Raw genomic sequence first — 15,909 nt, forward strand, 5'->3', positions numbered from 1 at the left:
AGTTCTTTCTCTATACAGAGAAAATTTATTTTCTTACAGCTCTTAGTAGGCTCTCACAGTCTTACCTTCCATGAAGTTGACAAATGACTTATTCACCACTCTCATCCCACCTGTGGTAGGATAATCCCCAGTGAAATACCAATCCCCAAGATGCTCAGGACAACATTTATGCAGGTTATCTACAGTCTGATAGATCACTTGCACCTCAGCTTTTATATCCTTATTGGTCACGATTTCAGATATTTTCTCAGAAATTTCATCATCAGTGAAAGCACTATAAACTCCTTTCACAAAATTCTCCACAGAATATGGAGACGTCAAACATGCCTCATACACCTGCTCTAATGTATTATCAATTTTACGCTCTTTTAGCAAAGCCAATGCTGCTCTAAAAGCAATGAATTCCTTCATCTTGGACATATCAATCCCGTAACAATCAGGGAATCTAATCTGAGGTGCAGAGGACACAATGATGATCCTTTTTGGGTTCAACTTATCCAGTGTAGTCAAGATGCTTTTCTCAAGGGTAGTACCTCTTACGATACTATCATCTATCACTACTAAGGTATCAATCCCCGGCTTGATTACCTCAAAGGTTGTATCGTAAACATTGGCAACAATCGAATCACGATCATCGTCGTTGGCGATAAAAGTTCGAAGTTTGACGTCTTTACTTACGAGTTTTTCTACTCTAGGACGGAAACTCAACAGCTCATCCAAATCGCCCATGTGAGGCTTACCGTCAACAAAAACTTCTCTTCTCTTAGCAGCCAAGTAATCTTCCAAACCTTCTATCATACCAAGGAACGCTGTTTCTGCAGTATTAGGTATGTAGGAAAACACAGTGTTTTTCAGATCGAAATCAATTGCTTTCAAGATCTGAGGAATCAATGCTTTTCCAAGGTTTTTTCGCTCCTGATAGATATTTGGATCAGTTCCTCTGGAGAAATAGATACGCTCAAATGAGCATGATTTTTTCTCTCTTGCAGGCATTATTTCGGATTCATCAAAGGATCCATCCTTATTGATCACAAGAGCATGACCCGGCTGAATTTCCTTGATAGCATTGAAATCAATATTGAAGGCTGACTTGATAGCAGGCTTCTCAGAAGCCACTACAATCACCTCATCATCAGCATAATAATAAGCTGGACGAATACCAGAAGGATCTCTCACTACGAATGAGGAGCCATTTCCTACCACACCAGCCATGGCATAGCCACCATCGAAATCTCTACAAGACCTTCTCAGGATTCTGGCCAGATCCAATTCATCCTCGATCAGTTGAGTGATCTGCTCATTAGAAAACTGATGCTTATACTTATCGAAAATACGTTGATTCTCTTCGTCTAGGAAGTGACCGATTTTCTCCATCACAGTGACAGTATCGGTTTTTTCCTTTGGGTGCTGACCTATCTGAACTAGCTTATCGAAAAGCTCCTCCACATTAGTCATATTGAAGTTACCAGCCATTACTAGGTTACGGCTTCTCCAGTTATTTTGCTTCAAAAAAGGATGGCAAGTTTCTATAGAATTTTCGCCGTGAGTACCGTATCTCAGGTGTCCCAGCCAAACTTCCCCCGTGAAAGCAATATTCTCTTTCAACCAAGCTCCGTCTGTCAAGGCATCATGCCCACCGATTTTCTTAGCCTTCTTGTACTTTCTGTTGATTTTGTCAAAGATGTAATTGACCGCTGCGGGCTCTACAGATCTATACCTACTGATATATCGAGTCCCTGGCTTCGTGTCAATTTTGATGTTGGCGACACCGGCGCCATCCTGACCTCTATTGATTTGTTTTTGCATCAGGACATACAATCTATTAGAGGCAAAAGCCGCTGTCCCATATTTATCAATGTAATACTGGGCAGGTTTTCGCAATCTAATCATTGCTATGCCGCATTCGTGTTTGATAGCGTCACTCATAGAGTCTGGCAAATGTTATTTTGAATAATCAAAGGTAATTGTTTTCTGAAGATATATTTGGCAAAATAAGTTCTCTTTCCTTCCTAATTATTTGGTGTTTTATGCCTCTTTTGATTTAGCTCAAATATGCACTACACCTACTTTCCCTTAGATATTTGGTACAATTTGACGAATTACCCCCCAAGCATTGCTAGCTATTTTTCTCTAAATCACGCCTATCTCTCGTTATTCGAAGTTGGCACATGGTTAGCAAGCTAATATAAAGCACAGAAAGACTCAAATTCTAATACTGGCTCTTCTTAGAACTCAACCCTTGTCCTTATGTTCAAGCTATTTTTATTTTCTGAATTATTTTTAAGCTCTGTAGATTTTGCAGCGCCAACTCAAGACACCGCCTACTGCAAATGTGATCTACCCCTGGACATCTGGCGAAAAAACCCTTTAAACCTATAAGGACTCAGGCAAAGAAATTTTAGATTAGTTGCTCAATCCCTTAAGTAAAAATGCATCGGACACTTGTCTGGTGCTTTTTTTGTTAATTACGTTTATAAAGAAGCTAATTCATGAAGCATATATTATTAGTAGAGGATGATCTGACTTATTCTAGGATCGTAAAGACATTCCTTGAGAAAAATGGATTCACAGTTCAAACTGCCATCAAAGTCAAAGAAGCGCAACAATTTTTCAGCAATTCGAAATTTGATTTGATCATTGCCGATTTCAGATTACCGGACGGCACAGGCATGGAGCTACTTCAATGGTCCAAAAGCAATTATCCCCAGACCCAAGTGATTCTGATCACGCATTATTCAGATATCCGAATTGCTATCAAAGCCATGAAACTTGGGGCTTTTGAGTACATCACTAAGCCTATCAATCCTGATGAACTTCTAGCAACAGTAAATGAATCTCTCTCTGCCAAAGTAGCTGAGCCTAGTTCTATAATAGCAAAAGGCGCAGAAACAAGCGCTCCTAAGAATGCATTCCAGAGTAGCTACGTGGTAGGTAGCTCAGTAGAAGCAGAAAAACTCGAGAAACATATCCAACTGGTCGCACCAACAGATCTGAGTGTTCTTGTTTTGGGAGAAACCGGTACGGGTAAAGAATTTATTTCAAGAAGAATTCATGATTTCTCTACCAGAAAAGATGGTCCTTTTATCGCCATTGATTGCGGGGCTCTGCCCAAAGAACTAGCCGGAAGCGAACTGTTCGGGCATGTAAAAGGAGCTTTTACAGGAGCCTTGGATAATAAAACAGGTCACTTCGAAATGGCTAATGGCGGTACAATCTTCTTAGACGAAATCGGAAACTTGAGCTACGAAGTTCAAATTCAGCTTCTCAGAGCCATACAAGAACGTACAATCAGAAAAATCGGCGGAAACAAAGAAATCCAAATCGATGTACGGATCATCGCTGCTACGAATGACAATTTGATCATTCAATCTGGAGATGGGCATTTCAGAGAAGATCTATACCATCGCCTGAATGAGTTCACCTTGAGTGCAATTCCACTTCGCAACAAGAAAGAAGATTTGGAAGATTTTGCTGATCAATTCCTCGAGGAAAGTAATGAACGATTGAATAAAACTGTCAAAGGTTTCTCACCAGAAGTTTGGGAGATATTTCTTGCTTACGACTGGCCAGGGAATTTGAGGGAACTACGCAACATCATCAAACGGGCGGTACTCCTCACTGGAGGTTCACATGTAGAAAAAGAAGCTTTGCCAGCAGATTTATACGAGCCATCTGCAAACATCATGGGAACCAAAGGAAGTCCTACTTCTAGTTCTCGCCAAACTGATTTGCCATCCCCTAAAGATTACAAATCACAATGGGTGGAGCAGGAAAAGGAATTGATTCAAAAAGTTCTGATGGATACAAAATTCAACAAGTCCAAAACAGCACGAATTCTAAACATGGATCGTAAGACCTTATATAGCAAAATGGAAAAATACGGGTTGGATTAACTTTCCACATTTACTGTTTTGCCGATGGTCTCGGTAAGCGCTTGCAGCAAGATGCGAATCTCCTCATCCAGCTGATTGAGTGTTTCGCCGAGACCATTTTTATTACCCACCTTCAAGCTGTTTTCCACTTTACGTGCAGTATGTCCCGCAGAACTTTTTATTTGTCCTAGTCGGCTCCCCAGCTGATGGCAGATCTCAAGTATTTGATCGAAATCATTGTTTTTTCTAGCCTTTTTCATCTTTTCGAGATCCTTTTGTGTCTCGACCACCAATTCCTTAACGATATCCTGTAATAGTAATTCATCACCCATACAGAACCTCGCCAAATCTTTAAGCTGAAATAAATTGCTTTCAGATTCACTTATTTTCTCACTTTCCGGCAGATTTTTCACGATATGATTTGGAAAAAACTTACCCAAACATTCTATCAAAACACGCTCTTGAAAAGGCTTGAAAATGATCTCTGTAAAACCACTCTCAATCATCTTATCACGTTCTTCTACAAAGACATTGGCAGTCATCGCCAAAATCGGAATATCCTTGTACAGGTCATTTGATCGTAAGCTATTCACCACATCAAATCCAGAAAACTCTGGCATCTGTATATCCAAAATAGCTAGATCAAAATCAATCTCTACAAATTCGTCTCTAAAGTTGGTTCCTCCGGGATAGGCAATTATCGATGCCCCAAAATAACTTAGAATAGTTTCCAAATACCTGATTCCCACCTTATCATCATCGACCAAGAGAATTTTCAATCCTGAGAGATCAAGAGAGACAATTTCATCCGGATTGAATTCCACTCGTTGAGATTCAGTAGTTCTCATCGGTAGACGCACCAGCATGGCAGTTCCTTCATGCTCTACACTAGTAGCAGTTACTTGCCCTTTCATCAAAGAAACTAAGCGCTGGACGATCGCTAAGCCAAGTCCTGTTCCACCATATTTTCTAGAAATCGAAGTATCCGCCTGATCAAATTCACGAAAAACCTTTTCTAATACCTGCGGGGACATTCCGATACCCGTGTCCCTAATTTCCACAGTTAGTTCTCCTTTTACCCACCCCACATTTACACAGATAGATCCGTCGGAAGTGAATTTAAAAGCGTTACTTAAAAGGTTGTGGAGAATTTGCTTGAGTCTAAGTTGATCTCCGATCAGCCACTTATCCTCGGGAAGGTCTAGAGACCATTCAAAGTCAAGCTTTTTTTCAGCAGCCTGTAATTCAAAGAAATTTTGCAGGGAAGAAAATAGCGCCTCTGGATCAAATGGATGTGCATCCAACTTCAATTTCCCTGCTTCCAACTTAGAGAAATCCAAGACCTCTCCTACAATTTCCATTAAGGTATCAGAAGCAAAACCTATCATCCTCAAATGCGATTGCTGACTCGAGTCCAGCTCGGATTTCTCCAAAACAGATCTATACCCTTGAATTACATGAAGCGGGTTCCGTATCTCATGACTCATATTGGCCAGAAATTCCTGTTTGGATCTCGCCAACTGCTCAGATTTTTGTCTGGAAATCTCCAGATTTTCCTGATAGTTCTTAGCTACTTTGATCTCCTTCAAAATCGAATAAACCATTACAGCAGCTCCTATGACAGCCAAGGCAACTATCATGATCAGGAAATACGTCATGTCGTAAGTCAACTTATAAGCGGAGTCATTTTGCCTATCTGATTTCTCTATTGCCCGATTCTGTAGCGTAATTACTAGGTTCTGAATCGTGTTGATAATCTTGCTCTGGCTGACGGAAATGTCGGATTCCATCTTAGCAAGTTTCTGTCGCTGGATAGACTCTTCTCTATTGACTCTGTTGATTACTCCTTTGATATTGTATAGCACACTATCCAGCGTTTGTTCTTCAGGGAGGCCGGGATCTCTCAGGTTTTGCTTTTGCAAATCACGCAGATGGGATATGGATTTATCATCTTCTTTTGCTACAATAGTTTTCTGGGGAGTTAGAGGAATCTTGGCTCCTTGACGTGAAGAAATCTCTTGCTCCAGTTCGTTAAAAAGTTGGGCTTTGGGGTTCACCTTTTCAATAGGCTGCAGTTCCTGGCTACTTGCTCGTCTCCTAATACCCAGCTCTACTTTGTTGAGAGCTTCTTGGGTAAAATTACGATTAGCCAAACTTGTCTTTACATCATACAAGTTCACGTAACCAAGGATAAGCGTATCTAGGTTAGTTTTTACGCTTTGAATGTAGGAATTCTCTAAGGAATCTTCAGCCAGGGAGGCCAACTCCGTCAGCTTTTGCTTAAGAGAAATCACACTTGTATCCTGAACTCTAAAGTCCGTATCTATTCCTGAATGATCTAATTGGGTTATTTGGATAATCTCAGATTGTAGCTCATTCAGAAGGTTGAGTTTATGGTTAGGCGCCGCAAGATCCTTCATGGTTTCAAGAAGCCTATTTTGGGTATAATAGGTCAATCCAGCCATTCCGACCAGGAAAATAGCAGCTATAAAAAAGCCAGTAACGACTTTCCCTGCAGTATTCGAACTTGGGGATTTTCTTTTCATCAAAAACACTTTACCCCCAGAACCAATAATTATTCCAAGAGGTGATTAAAATTTTAAGACAGTATAGCCTTTAGGCGCATAGGTAGTTACAGTTGTCAATGCCGAAAGCGCCACATTGGCCCCCTCGTACAAATCAGCTTTCTTTAAATTCCTAGCTCGCATGGATTGACCGCAAACTAGTATTTCTGCCCCAGCAGCTTCCAACGCTTTATAGACAGCAATATTAGGATTATCGACCTTATATCGTGAATTATATTCCTCATTATTCATGACAGTGGCAATTGCTCCACCGTGCACAATCACTTTCACATGAATACGCTCCTTAGAAACACCTGCAAGACCATGGAGATTCATCATACGAGCCACATTATCCACCCAACGGCTGATCTCAGAATTTTCTGAAGCAGCAGTGGATAGATCCACTAAGATATAATAATCCAAGCTACCATCTGGACTTTCGGTCGCATCTGGCACTTCATAGATCCCTCCATACCCCTTTACAAGAGGATGTTGGGCATTCTGAGCGAATGAAAACTGGCTAGCAAAAAGAGCAAGGCAAAAGATAGCCGAAGCGAATAATCGTGTCATAAGTCTGTAATTAGGCTGAAAATGTAAGAAAAAAATAAGGGAGGAAGCAGTCCGTTGGTGGAAAACAACCTTGACCTCCGTTGGTATCATCAGGAATGGCAAATATTTACTACCCCCTCGCCGACTTTCGTAAATAACCAGTGGCAAATACTTACGTCCTCCTCGCCACCGTAAGTGTCATCACGAACGGCACATACCACGATAAATAAAAACATAACAAGACCTTCGGGGTTTCCAAAACCTCAAAGCACATCAGGAAGCACAAACCGAGACGAAGCAGGGATAAATTAACAAGTCCAGCTTCTGGAGAAGCAGGACAACTTTTACTCTGAGTTCTCCGCGTTAAACTCCGTGGCCACTGCGGTTAAAAAAACACAAGGACGGCAATTATTTATTGCTCCCTTGCCACCGTTCGTGTCACCACGAACGGAACACAACAAGATGCATAAAAGCAACAAGACCTAAGGGGTTTCCAAAACCTCAATGCACCTCAAGAAGCACGACCCCAGACGAAGAAGAGATAAATTAAAAAGTCCAGCTTCTGGAGAAGCAGGACAACTCTGTGACCTTTGCGAAAAACTCTGCGTCCACCGCGGTTAAATCTCCAAAATCCCAAATAAAAAAGCCTTAATCGAATAAACGATCAAGGCTTTGATTGTGCGCACGAGAGGATTCGAACCTCCACACTACTTAAAGCACCAGCCCCTCAAGCTGGCGTGTCTACCAGTTTCACCACGTGCGCGGTTAACAGTCTGCAAAAGTATCAGACTTGCCTATTCCATGCAAACCCGATGCAAACCTTTTGCGATTATTTTCTTGGGAATTACCTTTAGGCCTCTGTTCGTGCCTGTCTTGCCGCTAGGCAGATCTCACGAACGGACTTAGCAATTACCCGTAAACTTTCTTTTCAGCCGCCAAGAGCGTATTATAAAGCAAAGACGCAATAGTCATCGGCCCTACTCCACCAGGTACAGGAGTGATCGCAGAAGCGATTTCAGACACCTCGTCAAATTTTACATCTCCTACCAACCTGAAACCTGACTTCTTGCTAGCGTCTTCGATTCTGTGGATTCCCACATCGATTACTACTGCACCTGGCTTCACCATGTCTTTGGTCACAAAGTGTGGCTTACCCAAAGCAACGATCAAAATATCCGCTGATCTGGCAATTTCTTCCAAGTTCTTGGTTCGGCTATGTGTCAAGGTTACTGTAGCATTTCCTGGATAGCCATTTCTAGCCATCAAGATACTCATCGGGCTTCCCACGATATGAGATCTACCAATCACTACGCAATGTTTGCCAGAGGTCTCGATATCATATCTCTTCAGCAATTCGATAATCCCGTAGGGAGTAGCTGCCACGTAAGCTGGCCAGTTCAAGGCCATACGGCCCACATTAGCTGGAGTAAAGCCATCCACGTCCTTCTCCGGCTTGATCTTATCCGTCACTTTCTCTACAGAGATATGCTTAGGCAAAGGAAGTTGGACGATCAGTCCATCGATTTCAGGATTTTCATTGATATCCGCTACCACTTTCAACAATTCCTCTTCAGACACATTGTCTTCCAATCTCAGTAAAGTAGACTCAAAACCACAAAATTCACATGCCTTCACCTTTGCATTCACATAGGTCTGGCTAGCGCCATCACTTCCCACAAGAATAGCTGCCAAATGAGGAATTTTGCCTCCCTCAGCTTTTATTTCCGCTACACGGATAGCGATTTCAGATTTTATTTCAGAGGATGTTTTTTTACCGTCGATTAAGACCATGCGATTTTTGATTTACGATTTACGATTTCGAACTTCAAAATTGAAAATTCGATGTTCGATGTTCAACTATTATTTTTCTCAGCAGTACCTACACTTTTGACAAAGATTGAAATCAACTGATTGCATTCATTTTGTAAATAAGCTATTGCTTCGGTGTCCAGATGAAGTTTAGATTTCGCTATAATCTTGATTGCTACTCCACTTTCTCGTAGCTCTTTTAGAACCACCTTAATCTTATGGATAAAATCCTTTCTTGATTCTCCCGATTGAGCCTCACCATAATTCAAAGCTGGAGAAGTTCCACTTCTAAGAAGTTGGTTCCCCATGTGATTCCCAGCTTTGGAATTGATCATGGAATCTGTAAAAGAAATAATAGCAGCAGCGAAGTCAATTAATCGTGCTTCTAAATCATATTTTCTTTCCATAGTACCCAGATATAGTGGCAATTTCTATCAAAACACTATTTGTACTTTATAATTCTAAATTTAGAAAATCGTTGGTTGAGGTTCCATGAATGCTCACTTCACTATTCGATATTCATCATTCATCATTCATCATTCAAAATTTATTTTTTAATGATGAATGTCCAATTCTGAATAATGAATACAGAAGTTCCAATAACCTCGTAATTCAGTCTAGTCAAGTTTAAGCACCGCCATAAATGCCTCCTGAGGCACCTCGACGTTTCCAACTTGTCTCATTCTCTTCTTACCTTTTTTCTGCTTCTCAAGCAATTTACGTTTACGGGAAATATCACCACCATAACACTTGGCCAATACGTTTTTACGCAATGCTTTTACGGTTTCTCTGGCTATAATCTTCTGACCAATAGCTGCCTGAATTGCGATTTCAAACATTTGACGCGGAACCAATTCTTTCAGTTTCTCACAAAGTCTTTTGCCCCAATCATACGCTTTATCTCTATGAACTACCGCAGAAAGCGCATCGACTGGCTCGCCGTTAAGCATCACATCCAATCTCACCATATGAGAAACTTGGTATCCTTTCAACTCATAATCCAATGAAGCATAGCCTCTGGAAATGGTTTTTAATTTATCGAAGAAGTCGAAGACAATCTCTGCCAACGGCATGTCGAAAGTCAATTCCACTCGCTCTGCAGTAAGGTAAACCTGGTTTTTGATTTGTCCTCGCTTATCCATACATAGCGTAATTACCGCGCCCACATATTCTGATGCAGTAATGATCGACGCTCTCACATAAGGCTCCTCGATATGCTTCATCTTGTTAGGCTCCGGCATATCAGAAGGTGCATTGATCAGCTGAATGGTGTCATTGGTCATTTGTGCTTTGAACTGAACCGAAGGAACAGTCGTGATCACTGTCATATCAAATTCACGTTCCAAACGCTCCTGAATGATCTCCATGTGAAGCATTCCCAAGAAACCGCAACGGAACCCAAAGCCCAAAGCCATGGAGGTTTCTGGTTCCCAGACTAAGGAAGCATCATTCAACTGGAGTTTTTCCATGGAATAACGAAGTTCCTCATAGTCTGTCGTTTCTACTGGATAGATACCCGCAAAAACCATCGGCTTTACGTTTTCAAAACCTTGAATAGCTTTTTCACATGGTCTCTTGATGTGTGTGATGGTATCACCCACTTTAATTTCTTTGGCAACTTTCACCCCAGAGATCAGGTAACCCACGTTACCAGCGCTCATGGTTTGCTGTGGAATTTGGTTCAAACCCAAAATCCCGATTTCGTCTGCCTCGTATTCTTTACCGGTGTTGACAAATTTGATCTTATCGCCTTTGCTAAAGGTTCCGTTGAAAATCCTAAAGATCACCTCTACACCACGGAATGGGTTATAAACCGAATCAAAAATCATTGCTTGAAGTGGTGCTTCAGGATCTCCTTTAGGTGCAGGAACTCTATTCACAACAGCTTTCAAAATATCGTCTATACCGATACCAGTTTTGCCGGAGGCCAAAATAATATCTTCTCTATCGCAACCGATCAAGTCAATCACTTCATCGGCAACAGCTTCAGGGTCGGCTCCAGGAAGGTCAATTTTATTGAGAACAGGAATGATTTCCAGATCATGACCAAGCGCCAAATACAAATTGGAAATGGTCTGTGCCTCTATCCCTTGGGAAGCATCCACAATCAGTAAAGCGCCCTCACAGGCAGCAATCGACCGGGAAACCTCGTATGAAAAATCCACGTGACCTGGGGTATCTATCAAATTGAGCGTATAGATCTCACCCTCATGTGTATATTTCATCTGGATCGCATGAGACTTGATCGTGATACCACGCTCACGCTCCAAATCCATATTATCCAACAACTGAGCCTGCATATCTCGATCGGCGACCGTATCAGTTTGCTGAAGTAGTCTATCCGCTAGTGTACTCTTCCCATGATCAATATGGGCGATGATACAGAAATTCCTTATTTTTTTCATATCCATTCTGGGCGCAAAAGTAGTAAATAACTAGGAGATAAGAGAATTTTCAAACCCAATGATCAAGTTTCAATATTCAAATTTAATTATCATCGGGCGTCATTGCGGGAGAATGCCAAACGTCGAAGACCGTCATTGCGAGGGAGGCACGACCGAAGCAATCTCATCACTCGCAAGATTGCTTCGACGCTCGTTCCTCTCTCCTCCCAATGACGCAGGGTTCCTTATATTTGCATTTTCAAACATCAATCTCATGCAGTCAGTAGCCGAAAACAAAAAGTCAAATAATATCGCCGAATACATCATCTACATGTACCAAATGGAGGATTTGATCCGATCCTACCAAGGAAAACGGGAGGAAATCAAAACCTTTGTGGTCGAGAAATACCCAGTATCACCTGAAGATAAAGCTAAAATTTCAGATTGGTTTTTGGCACTTCTGGATAAGATGGTATCTCAGGATATCCTGGAAAAAGGACATCTAGCCGAATTGAACAGTCTGGTTTCTGAACTTGCGCAAATCCACTGGAACTTGCTCAAAACTGATCCCACCTACTTTGAAGCATACGGTAAGGCCAAGCCATTTATCCTAGAAGCAGTCATGCAAGCAGATGGTGAAGATCTAGGCAATGAAATCCAGATCTGCCTGAATGGCGTGTACGGCCTTTTGCTATGCAGACTTCTAGGCAAAAAAGTATCCGATGAGCAATTGAAATCAGCGGATGCTTACGGAGATATTCTTAGCACGCTGAGCTATCATTATAAAGTAAAGGATTCGATTTCGAAGAATTGAGAACTGGATTGGAAAATTTTAAAATTGAAAAATTTGAAGATTGTCACGTGGAATTGTAATGGTGCATTTAGAAGAAAATTCAACTTTATAGATGAATTCAAAGCAGATATCTATGTAATTCAAGAATGCGAGAACCCCTTAGAAACTGCCCATCTAGACTATATAGAATGGGCGCAAAACTATCTTTGGAAAGGTGATAGTAAGCATAAAGGATTAGGGATATTTGCTAGAGAAGGGATAAGTCTTGAACTTCTTGATTGGACAAATATTTACGAAGACAATCCCGTAAAGCATTTTTTAACCTGTCGGGTAAATTCAGAATTTGACTTAATTGCTGTTTGGACTCATTACAATAAGTCTCCAACTTTTGGATATATAGGCCAATTTTGGAAATATCTTCAGCTTCATAAATCCAATTTCAAAAACTGTTTAATCGTTGGTGATTTCAATAGTAACTCAATTTGGGACAAGCCAAAAAAGGCATGGAATCATAGTGAAGTTGTAAGAGAACTGGAAGAAATAAACATCACAAGTTTATACCATTTCGAAGGAAATCAAACTCAGGGAAATGAAGAGCACCCTACTTTTTTCCTACAAAAAAACCTCAACAAACCTTACCATATCGATTACATTTTTGGCAGTGAATCATTCAGAAAAACACTGAGCAAACTAGAAATTGGCAGAGCTGAATATTGGTTAAAGCTTAGTGATCATCTTCCTTTGATTTGTGAATTTTCCAATCTTTAATCTTCCAATTTTTCAATCCGCTAAAAACTCCCACACAGATCTATACCCTTCCTGCGCCTCGAAGTATCGAAGTAATTCATCAAAGAAAGGGTTTTGGGTAAGTGTACCAGAATCCCCAATCAGCACCAGTTTGCGCTTCGCGCGGGTCAGGGCTACATTCATTCGACGAGTATCAGAGAGGAATCCTATCTCCCCTTTCTCATTGGATCGAGTCAGGGAAATCATCATCAGATCCCGTTCCTGACCTTGGAAACCATCTACCGTATCGATGGTGATTTGCTCTTTTACTGCGTATAAACTTGGGTAATCCTCCGAATCAAAAATCAATTGGCGCAACCTCCGCACCTGTGCTCCATAAGGCGCAATCAAACCAATCGTCAAATCATTTTGCAGGAAATTGTCTGACCCAATTCTCTCGACAAGATCATTCAGATATTTCGCCGCGAAGAGTGCCTCTTCAGGATTGAAGGTACTTAAGCTCTCAAGCTCCTTCTGATCTGAATAGCCAGCACCCGCGGTATCTATCCATTCTATGACCGATTCTTCTGAAGAAAATACATGGGTTTTCGTACGCTCATCCGCGATCAATTTCCCCTTATAAAACTGCGCATTAGAAAAGCCCATAATTACCTCAGGCATCCGGTATTGCACTTGTAGCATTTGCGCAGCTTGGGGTTTACGAGCGATCACTTTCTCGAAAAGCGTCTCTGCAAGCCCATCCTTTCCTGCCTGATAGGATTTGATCGTAGGCGGCAGCTGGCAGTGATCACCTGCAAATACCACCTTCTTGGCTTTCAAAATCGGAATCCAGGTCGCGGCTTCCAATCCCTGCGCTGCTTCGTCAATAAAAACCACATCAAACTCCATCCCTTTCAGGTTGTAGGACGATGCGCCGACAAGTGTACAGGCAAAGACTTTTGTCTTCTGATAAATATCGAATTGTATGTATTCCTCCAGCGACTTGGAGGCTTCACGCAATCTGGAAACTTCCGCAAACATCATCTTGCGCTGGACACGCTCATTGTGCCCAAAATTGCGCTTGTATTGCTTGGCTATTTTCAGCTGTTGATCAGTTTCTTTCCGAAGCTTCTTCAGATCTCTGTAGCTGGCATGAAAAGCTGTTTTGGCATCCAAGGTTTGATTTAGAATCTTCTCCTCCACTCGTGCTGGATGGCCAAATCGTAGGGTTTCTATTCCTCGATCGATCAGTTTTTCCACCAAAAGATCCACCGCGGCATTACTTGGCGCACATACCAAAATCGACTCGCCAGCGATCACCGAATCCTGGATTGCCTCGATCAGCGTAGTGGTCTTCCCCGTACCTGGAGGTCCATGTACTACCGCTACGTCCTTCGCATTGGCGATCATTTCACAAGCTTGGTTTTGGGAGAAATTGAGATTGGATTTCGAAGCAAGTAGCTTTTCTGAAAACTGAGGAGCCTTTTCTCCCAGAAGAATATCTTTCAATTCATCCACCCGCTTGTTATCGGAGGAAATTACTTTTTTCAATGCAAACTCCATCTCGCGATAACTCGCCTCATCAAAGAGCAAATCCACTCCTAGCTTGCTTCCATGCATCCATTCTGGCAGCTCATCGGCCTGCAAGGTGACCATCATGGTGTTTTGCTTTACGAAGTTGATCACGCCATTCACACGATCCTCGGAGGAGCTATAGGAGTCATTCGTGCTGAAAAAGGATACGGACTTTCCTGAACCAAAAGCCGAAGGATGATTGGTGTCATTTCGCTCCACCTCCACCAAAAGGCGTTCTCCCATTCCGATTTTGCTCTTTTTCAGATGAACAGGATGCCAGGTGATACCAGCTTTTTTCTTATCTGAGAGTGAGGAATTCAGAAATTTCTGTTTGTATTGAGCCAAGTCTTCCTGCCATTCCAGTTTTAAAAGTTTCAGACCTTTCTTTAATTCCTCCGTGACTTTGTCCATCTATGCGTATTTTAGACGAAACTAATAAAAAGCTTCCGAGTTTTCCCAACCCAACTTTTGCAATGAACTATCTCGCCCATGCTTATTTGTCTTTTGATCAAGAGGAAGTGCTTGTGGGGAATTTTATTGGGGATTTTGTGAAAGGGAAAATGATGAGCAGTTTTCCCCAAGAAGTGCAGAATGGCATCAAACTTCACCGAGCCATAGACAAATTTACCGATACGCATCCTTTGGTACGCGCTGGACAAACCTACCTCCGCCCTCAATTTGGTCACTATTCCACGGTTATTACAGACATTTACTTTGATTATTACTTAGGGAAAAATTGGGAGCGCTATTCCGATATTCCACTGGAAGTTTTTACACAAAACACCTATCGCAGTATAGAGAAGTATGAAAAGATAGTGCCTGAGCGTTTTTTAGGCATGTTCGAATGGATGAGAAAGGACAATTGGTTGCTTCAGTATAGCAGCATAGCAGGCATTCAAAAGTCACTAACAGGATTATCCAAACGCACCCGCTTTGACTCCAAAATGGAACTGGCACATTTGGCCTTATTAGAAAGGGAAGCAGAATTTCAGGTGATTTTCTTCGCTTTTTTCGAGGATTTGGAGACTTTTGCACGAGAGAAATTAATAGAAATCCAAGATTCCAATGCTGGTCATTAAACCAAAAGTATCCACTTACATTTCATTGAGCCTAGTGCTAGTCATTCTTATCTCGGGCTTGGTATATATCCTACGGGATTTTGCATATACAGGAAGTTTCGGGATTTGGTTTTACCTGATTGCCTGTACGCTGATTACCTTGGTGATCTTGATGCTGTTGGTCAAAATGCTTGCTGGCTATAGATTCATTTCTGCTGGGAGAGATCAAATCATCGTCAAATTACCCTTGAGAGGATATACCAAAACCTATCCTGTCGCTCAAATTCTGGCTTGGGAAGAGGAAATCGTAAAGGCTAATAAAAAGGAATTCCGTCAGGTGACTATTGCATTCACAGACAAGCATTCCATCTCGGTCTCCAATCATGAGCATGAAGCTTATAAAGAACTAGTCGCCTATTTGGCAAAAAAAGCAGGGAAGCAGCGGGTGAAGGGTAAAAAATAAGAAGTAAGAGGTGAGAAGTAGTCAGTCGCAGTTTTCAGTTGTGGTTTGTCAGACCGAGTAAGAAAAATTTAGAATTTACAAAAGAGTGATGACGGTGTCTGCCTGAGCACTTGAGA

The 15,909-nt window shown here is 41.6% G+C and carries 12 protein-coding genes and 1 tRNA gene; 5 read left to right on the forward strand and 8 right to left on the reverse strand.

From position 1 onward, the window contains the following. Positions 1-42: 42 nt before the first annotated feature. Positions 43-1,926, reverse strand: a complete 1,884-nt coding sequence (locus LV85_RS11830) for an amidophosphoribosyltransferase (RefSeq protein ID WP_111319640.1) — start codon at positions 1,924-1,926, stop codon at positions 43-45. Between the two features lie 563 nt (positions 1,927-2,489). Between LV85_RS11830 and LV85_RS11835 the strand changes: the two genes are divergently transcribed. Next, entirely contained in the window at positions 2,490-3,893 is a 1,404-nt protein-coding gene (locus LV85_RS11835) for a sigma-54-dependent transcriptional regulator (RefSeq protein ID WP_111319642.1), read from the forward strand. Here the strand turns inward: LV85_RS11835 and LV85_RS11840 are convergent. From LV85_RS11840 to lepA, 6 genes are all read right to left on the reverse strand, one after another. Then, positions 3,890-6,418: a hybrid sensor histidine kinase/response regulator gene (locus LV85_RS11840; protein ID WP_111319644.1), complete on the reverse strand. Its 2,529-nt coding sequence runs from the start codon at positions 6,416-6,418 to the stop codon at positions 3,890-3,892. The genes LV85_RS11835 and LV85_RS11840 overlap by 4 nt on opposite strands. A gap of 45 nt (positions 6,419-6,463) precedes the next feature. Continuing rightward, positions 6,464-7,006: a DsrE family protein gene (locus LV85_RS11845; protein ID WP_111319646.1), complete on the reverse strand. Its 543-nt coding sequence runs from the start codon at positions 7,004-7,006 to the stop codon at positions 6,464-6,466. Positions 7,007-7,664: 658 nt separating this feature from the next. Further along, positions 7,665-7,748, reverse strand: a tRNA-Leu gene (locus LV85_RS11850). 146 nt (positions 7,749-7,894) lie between these two features. Continuing rightward, on the reverse strand, positions 7,895-8,776 hold the full coding sequence (locus tag LV85_RS11855; RefSeq protein WP_111319648.1) for a bifunctional 5,10-methylenetetrahydrofolate dehydrogenase/5,10-methenyltetrahydrofolate cyclohydrolase: 882 nt from the start codon (positions 8,774-8,776) through the stop codon (positions 7,895-7,897). Positions 8,777-8,838: 62 nt separating this feature from the next. Further along, a complete protein-coding gene (locus LV85_RS11860) occupies positions 8,839-9,201 on the reverse strand; it encodes a four helix bundle protein (protein WP_111319650.1) in 363 nt (120 codons plus the stop codon). Between the two features lie 210 nt (positions 9,202-9,411). Next, positions 9,412-11,205: a translation elongation factor 4 gene (gene lepA, locus LV85_RS11865; RefSeq protein WP_111319652.1), complete on the reverse strand. Its 1,794-nt coding sequence runs from the start codon at positions 11,203-11,205 to the stop codon at positions 9,412-9,414. A 247-nt stretch (positions 11,206-11,452) separates the two neighbouring features. Between lepA and LV85_RS11870 the strand changes: the two genes are divergently transcribed. Continuing rightward, complete coding sequence (locus LV85_RS11870; RefSeq protein WP_111319654.1) at positions 11,453-11,992, forward strand: DUF4924 family protein; 540 nt, start codon at positions 11,453-11,455, stop codon at positions 11,990-11,992. 33 nt (positions 11,993-12,025) lie between these two features. After that, positions 12,026-12,739: an endonuclease/exonuclease/phosphatase family protein gene (locus LV85_RS11875; RefSeq protein WP_111319735.1), complete on the forward strand. Its 714-nt coding sequence runs from the start codon at positions 12,026-12,028 to the stop codon at positions 12,737-12,739. A 12-nt stretch (positions 12,740-12,751) separates the two neighbouring features. Here the strand turns inward: LV85_RS11875 and LV85_RS11880 are convergent, their stop codons facing one another. Then, positions 12,752-14,683, reverse strand: coding sequence for an IGHMBP2 family helicase (locus tag LV85_RS11880; protein WP_111319656.1), 1,932 nt, complete (start codon positions 14,681-14,683; stop codon positions 12,752-12,754). Between the two features lie 62 nt (positions 14,684-14,745). Here LV85_RS11880 and LV85_RS11885 point away from each other — a divergent pair, with 62 nt between their 5' ends. Continuing rightward, complete coding sequence (locus LV85_RS11885) at positions 14,746-15,351, forward strand: acyl carrier protein phosphodiesterase (RefSeq protein ID WP_111319737.1); 606 nt, start codon at positions 14,746-14,748, stop codon at positions 15,349-15,351. After that, entirely contained in the window at positions 15,338-15,793 is a 456-nt protein-coding gene (locus tag LV85_RS11890) for a hypothetical protein (protein ID WP_111319658.1), read from the forward strand. The genes LV85_RS11885 and LV85_RS11890 overlap by 14 nt, the downstream gene beginning before the upstream one ends. Positions 15,794-15,909 lie beyond the last annotated feature (116 nt).

Origin of the sequence: Algoriphagus chordae (assembly GCF_003254055.1) — a bacterium.
Taxonomy (GTDB): Bacteria; Bacteroidota; Bacteroidia; order Cytophagales; family Cyclobacteriaceae; genus Algoriphagus; species Algoriphagus chordae.

Coding starts and splice junctions, on each gene's coding strand:
- LV85_RS11830 (WP_111319640.1), bottom strand. CDS start 1,926: ATGAGTGACGCTATCAAACACGAATGCGGCATAGCAATGATTAGATTG.
- LV85_RS11835 (WP_111319642.1), top strand. CDS start 2,490: ATGAAGCATATATTATTAGTAGAGGATGATCTGACTTATTCTAGGATC.
- LV85_RS11840 (WP_111319644.1), bottom strand. CDS start 6,418: ATGAAAAGAAAATCCCCAAGTTCGAATACTGCAGGGAAAGTCGTTACT.
- LV85_RS11845 (WP_111319646.1), bottom strand. CDS start 7,006: ATGACACGATTATTCGCTTCGGCTATCTTTTGCCTTGCTCTTTTTGCT.
- LV85_RS11855 (WP_111319648.1), bottom strand. CDS start 8,776: ATGGTCTTAATCGACGGTAAAAAAACATCCTCTGAAATAAAATCTGAA.
- LV85_RS11860 (WP_111319650.1), bottom strand. CDS start 9,201: ATGGAAAGAAAATATGATTTAGAAGCACGATTAATTGACTTCGCTGCT.
- lepA (WP_111319652.1), bottom strand. CDS start 11,205: ATGGATATGAAAAAAATAAGGAATTTCTGTATCATCGCCCATATTGAT.
- LV85_RS11870 (WP_111319654.1), top strand. CDS start 11,453: ATGCAGTCAGTAGCCGAAAACAAAAAGTCAAATAATATCGCCGAATAC.
- LV85_RS11880 (WP_111319656.1), bottom strand. CDS start 14,683: ATGGACAAAGTCACGGAGGAATTAAAGAAAGGTCTGAAACTTTTAAAA.
- LV85_RS11885 (WP_111319737.1), top strand. CDS start 14,746: ATGAACTATCTCGCCCATGCTTATTTGTCTTTTGATCAAGAGGAAGTG.
- LV85_RS11890 (WP_111319658.1), top strand. CDS start 15,338: ATGCTGGTCATTAAACCAAAAGTATCCACTTACATTTCATTGAGCCTA.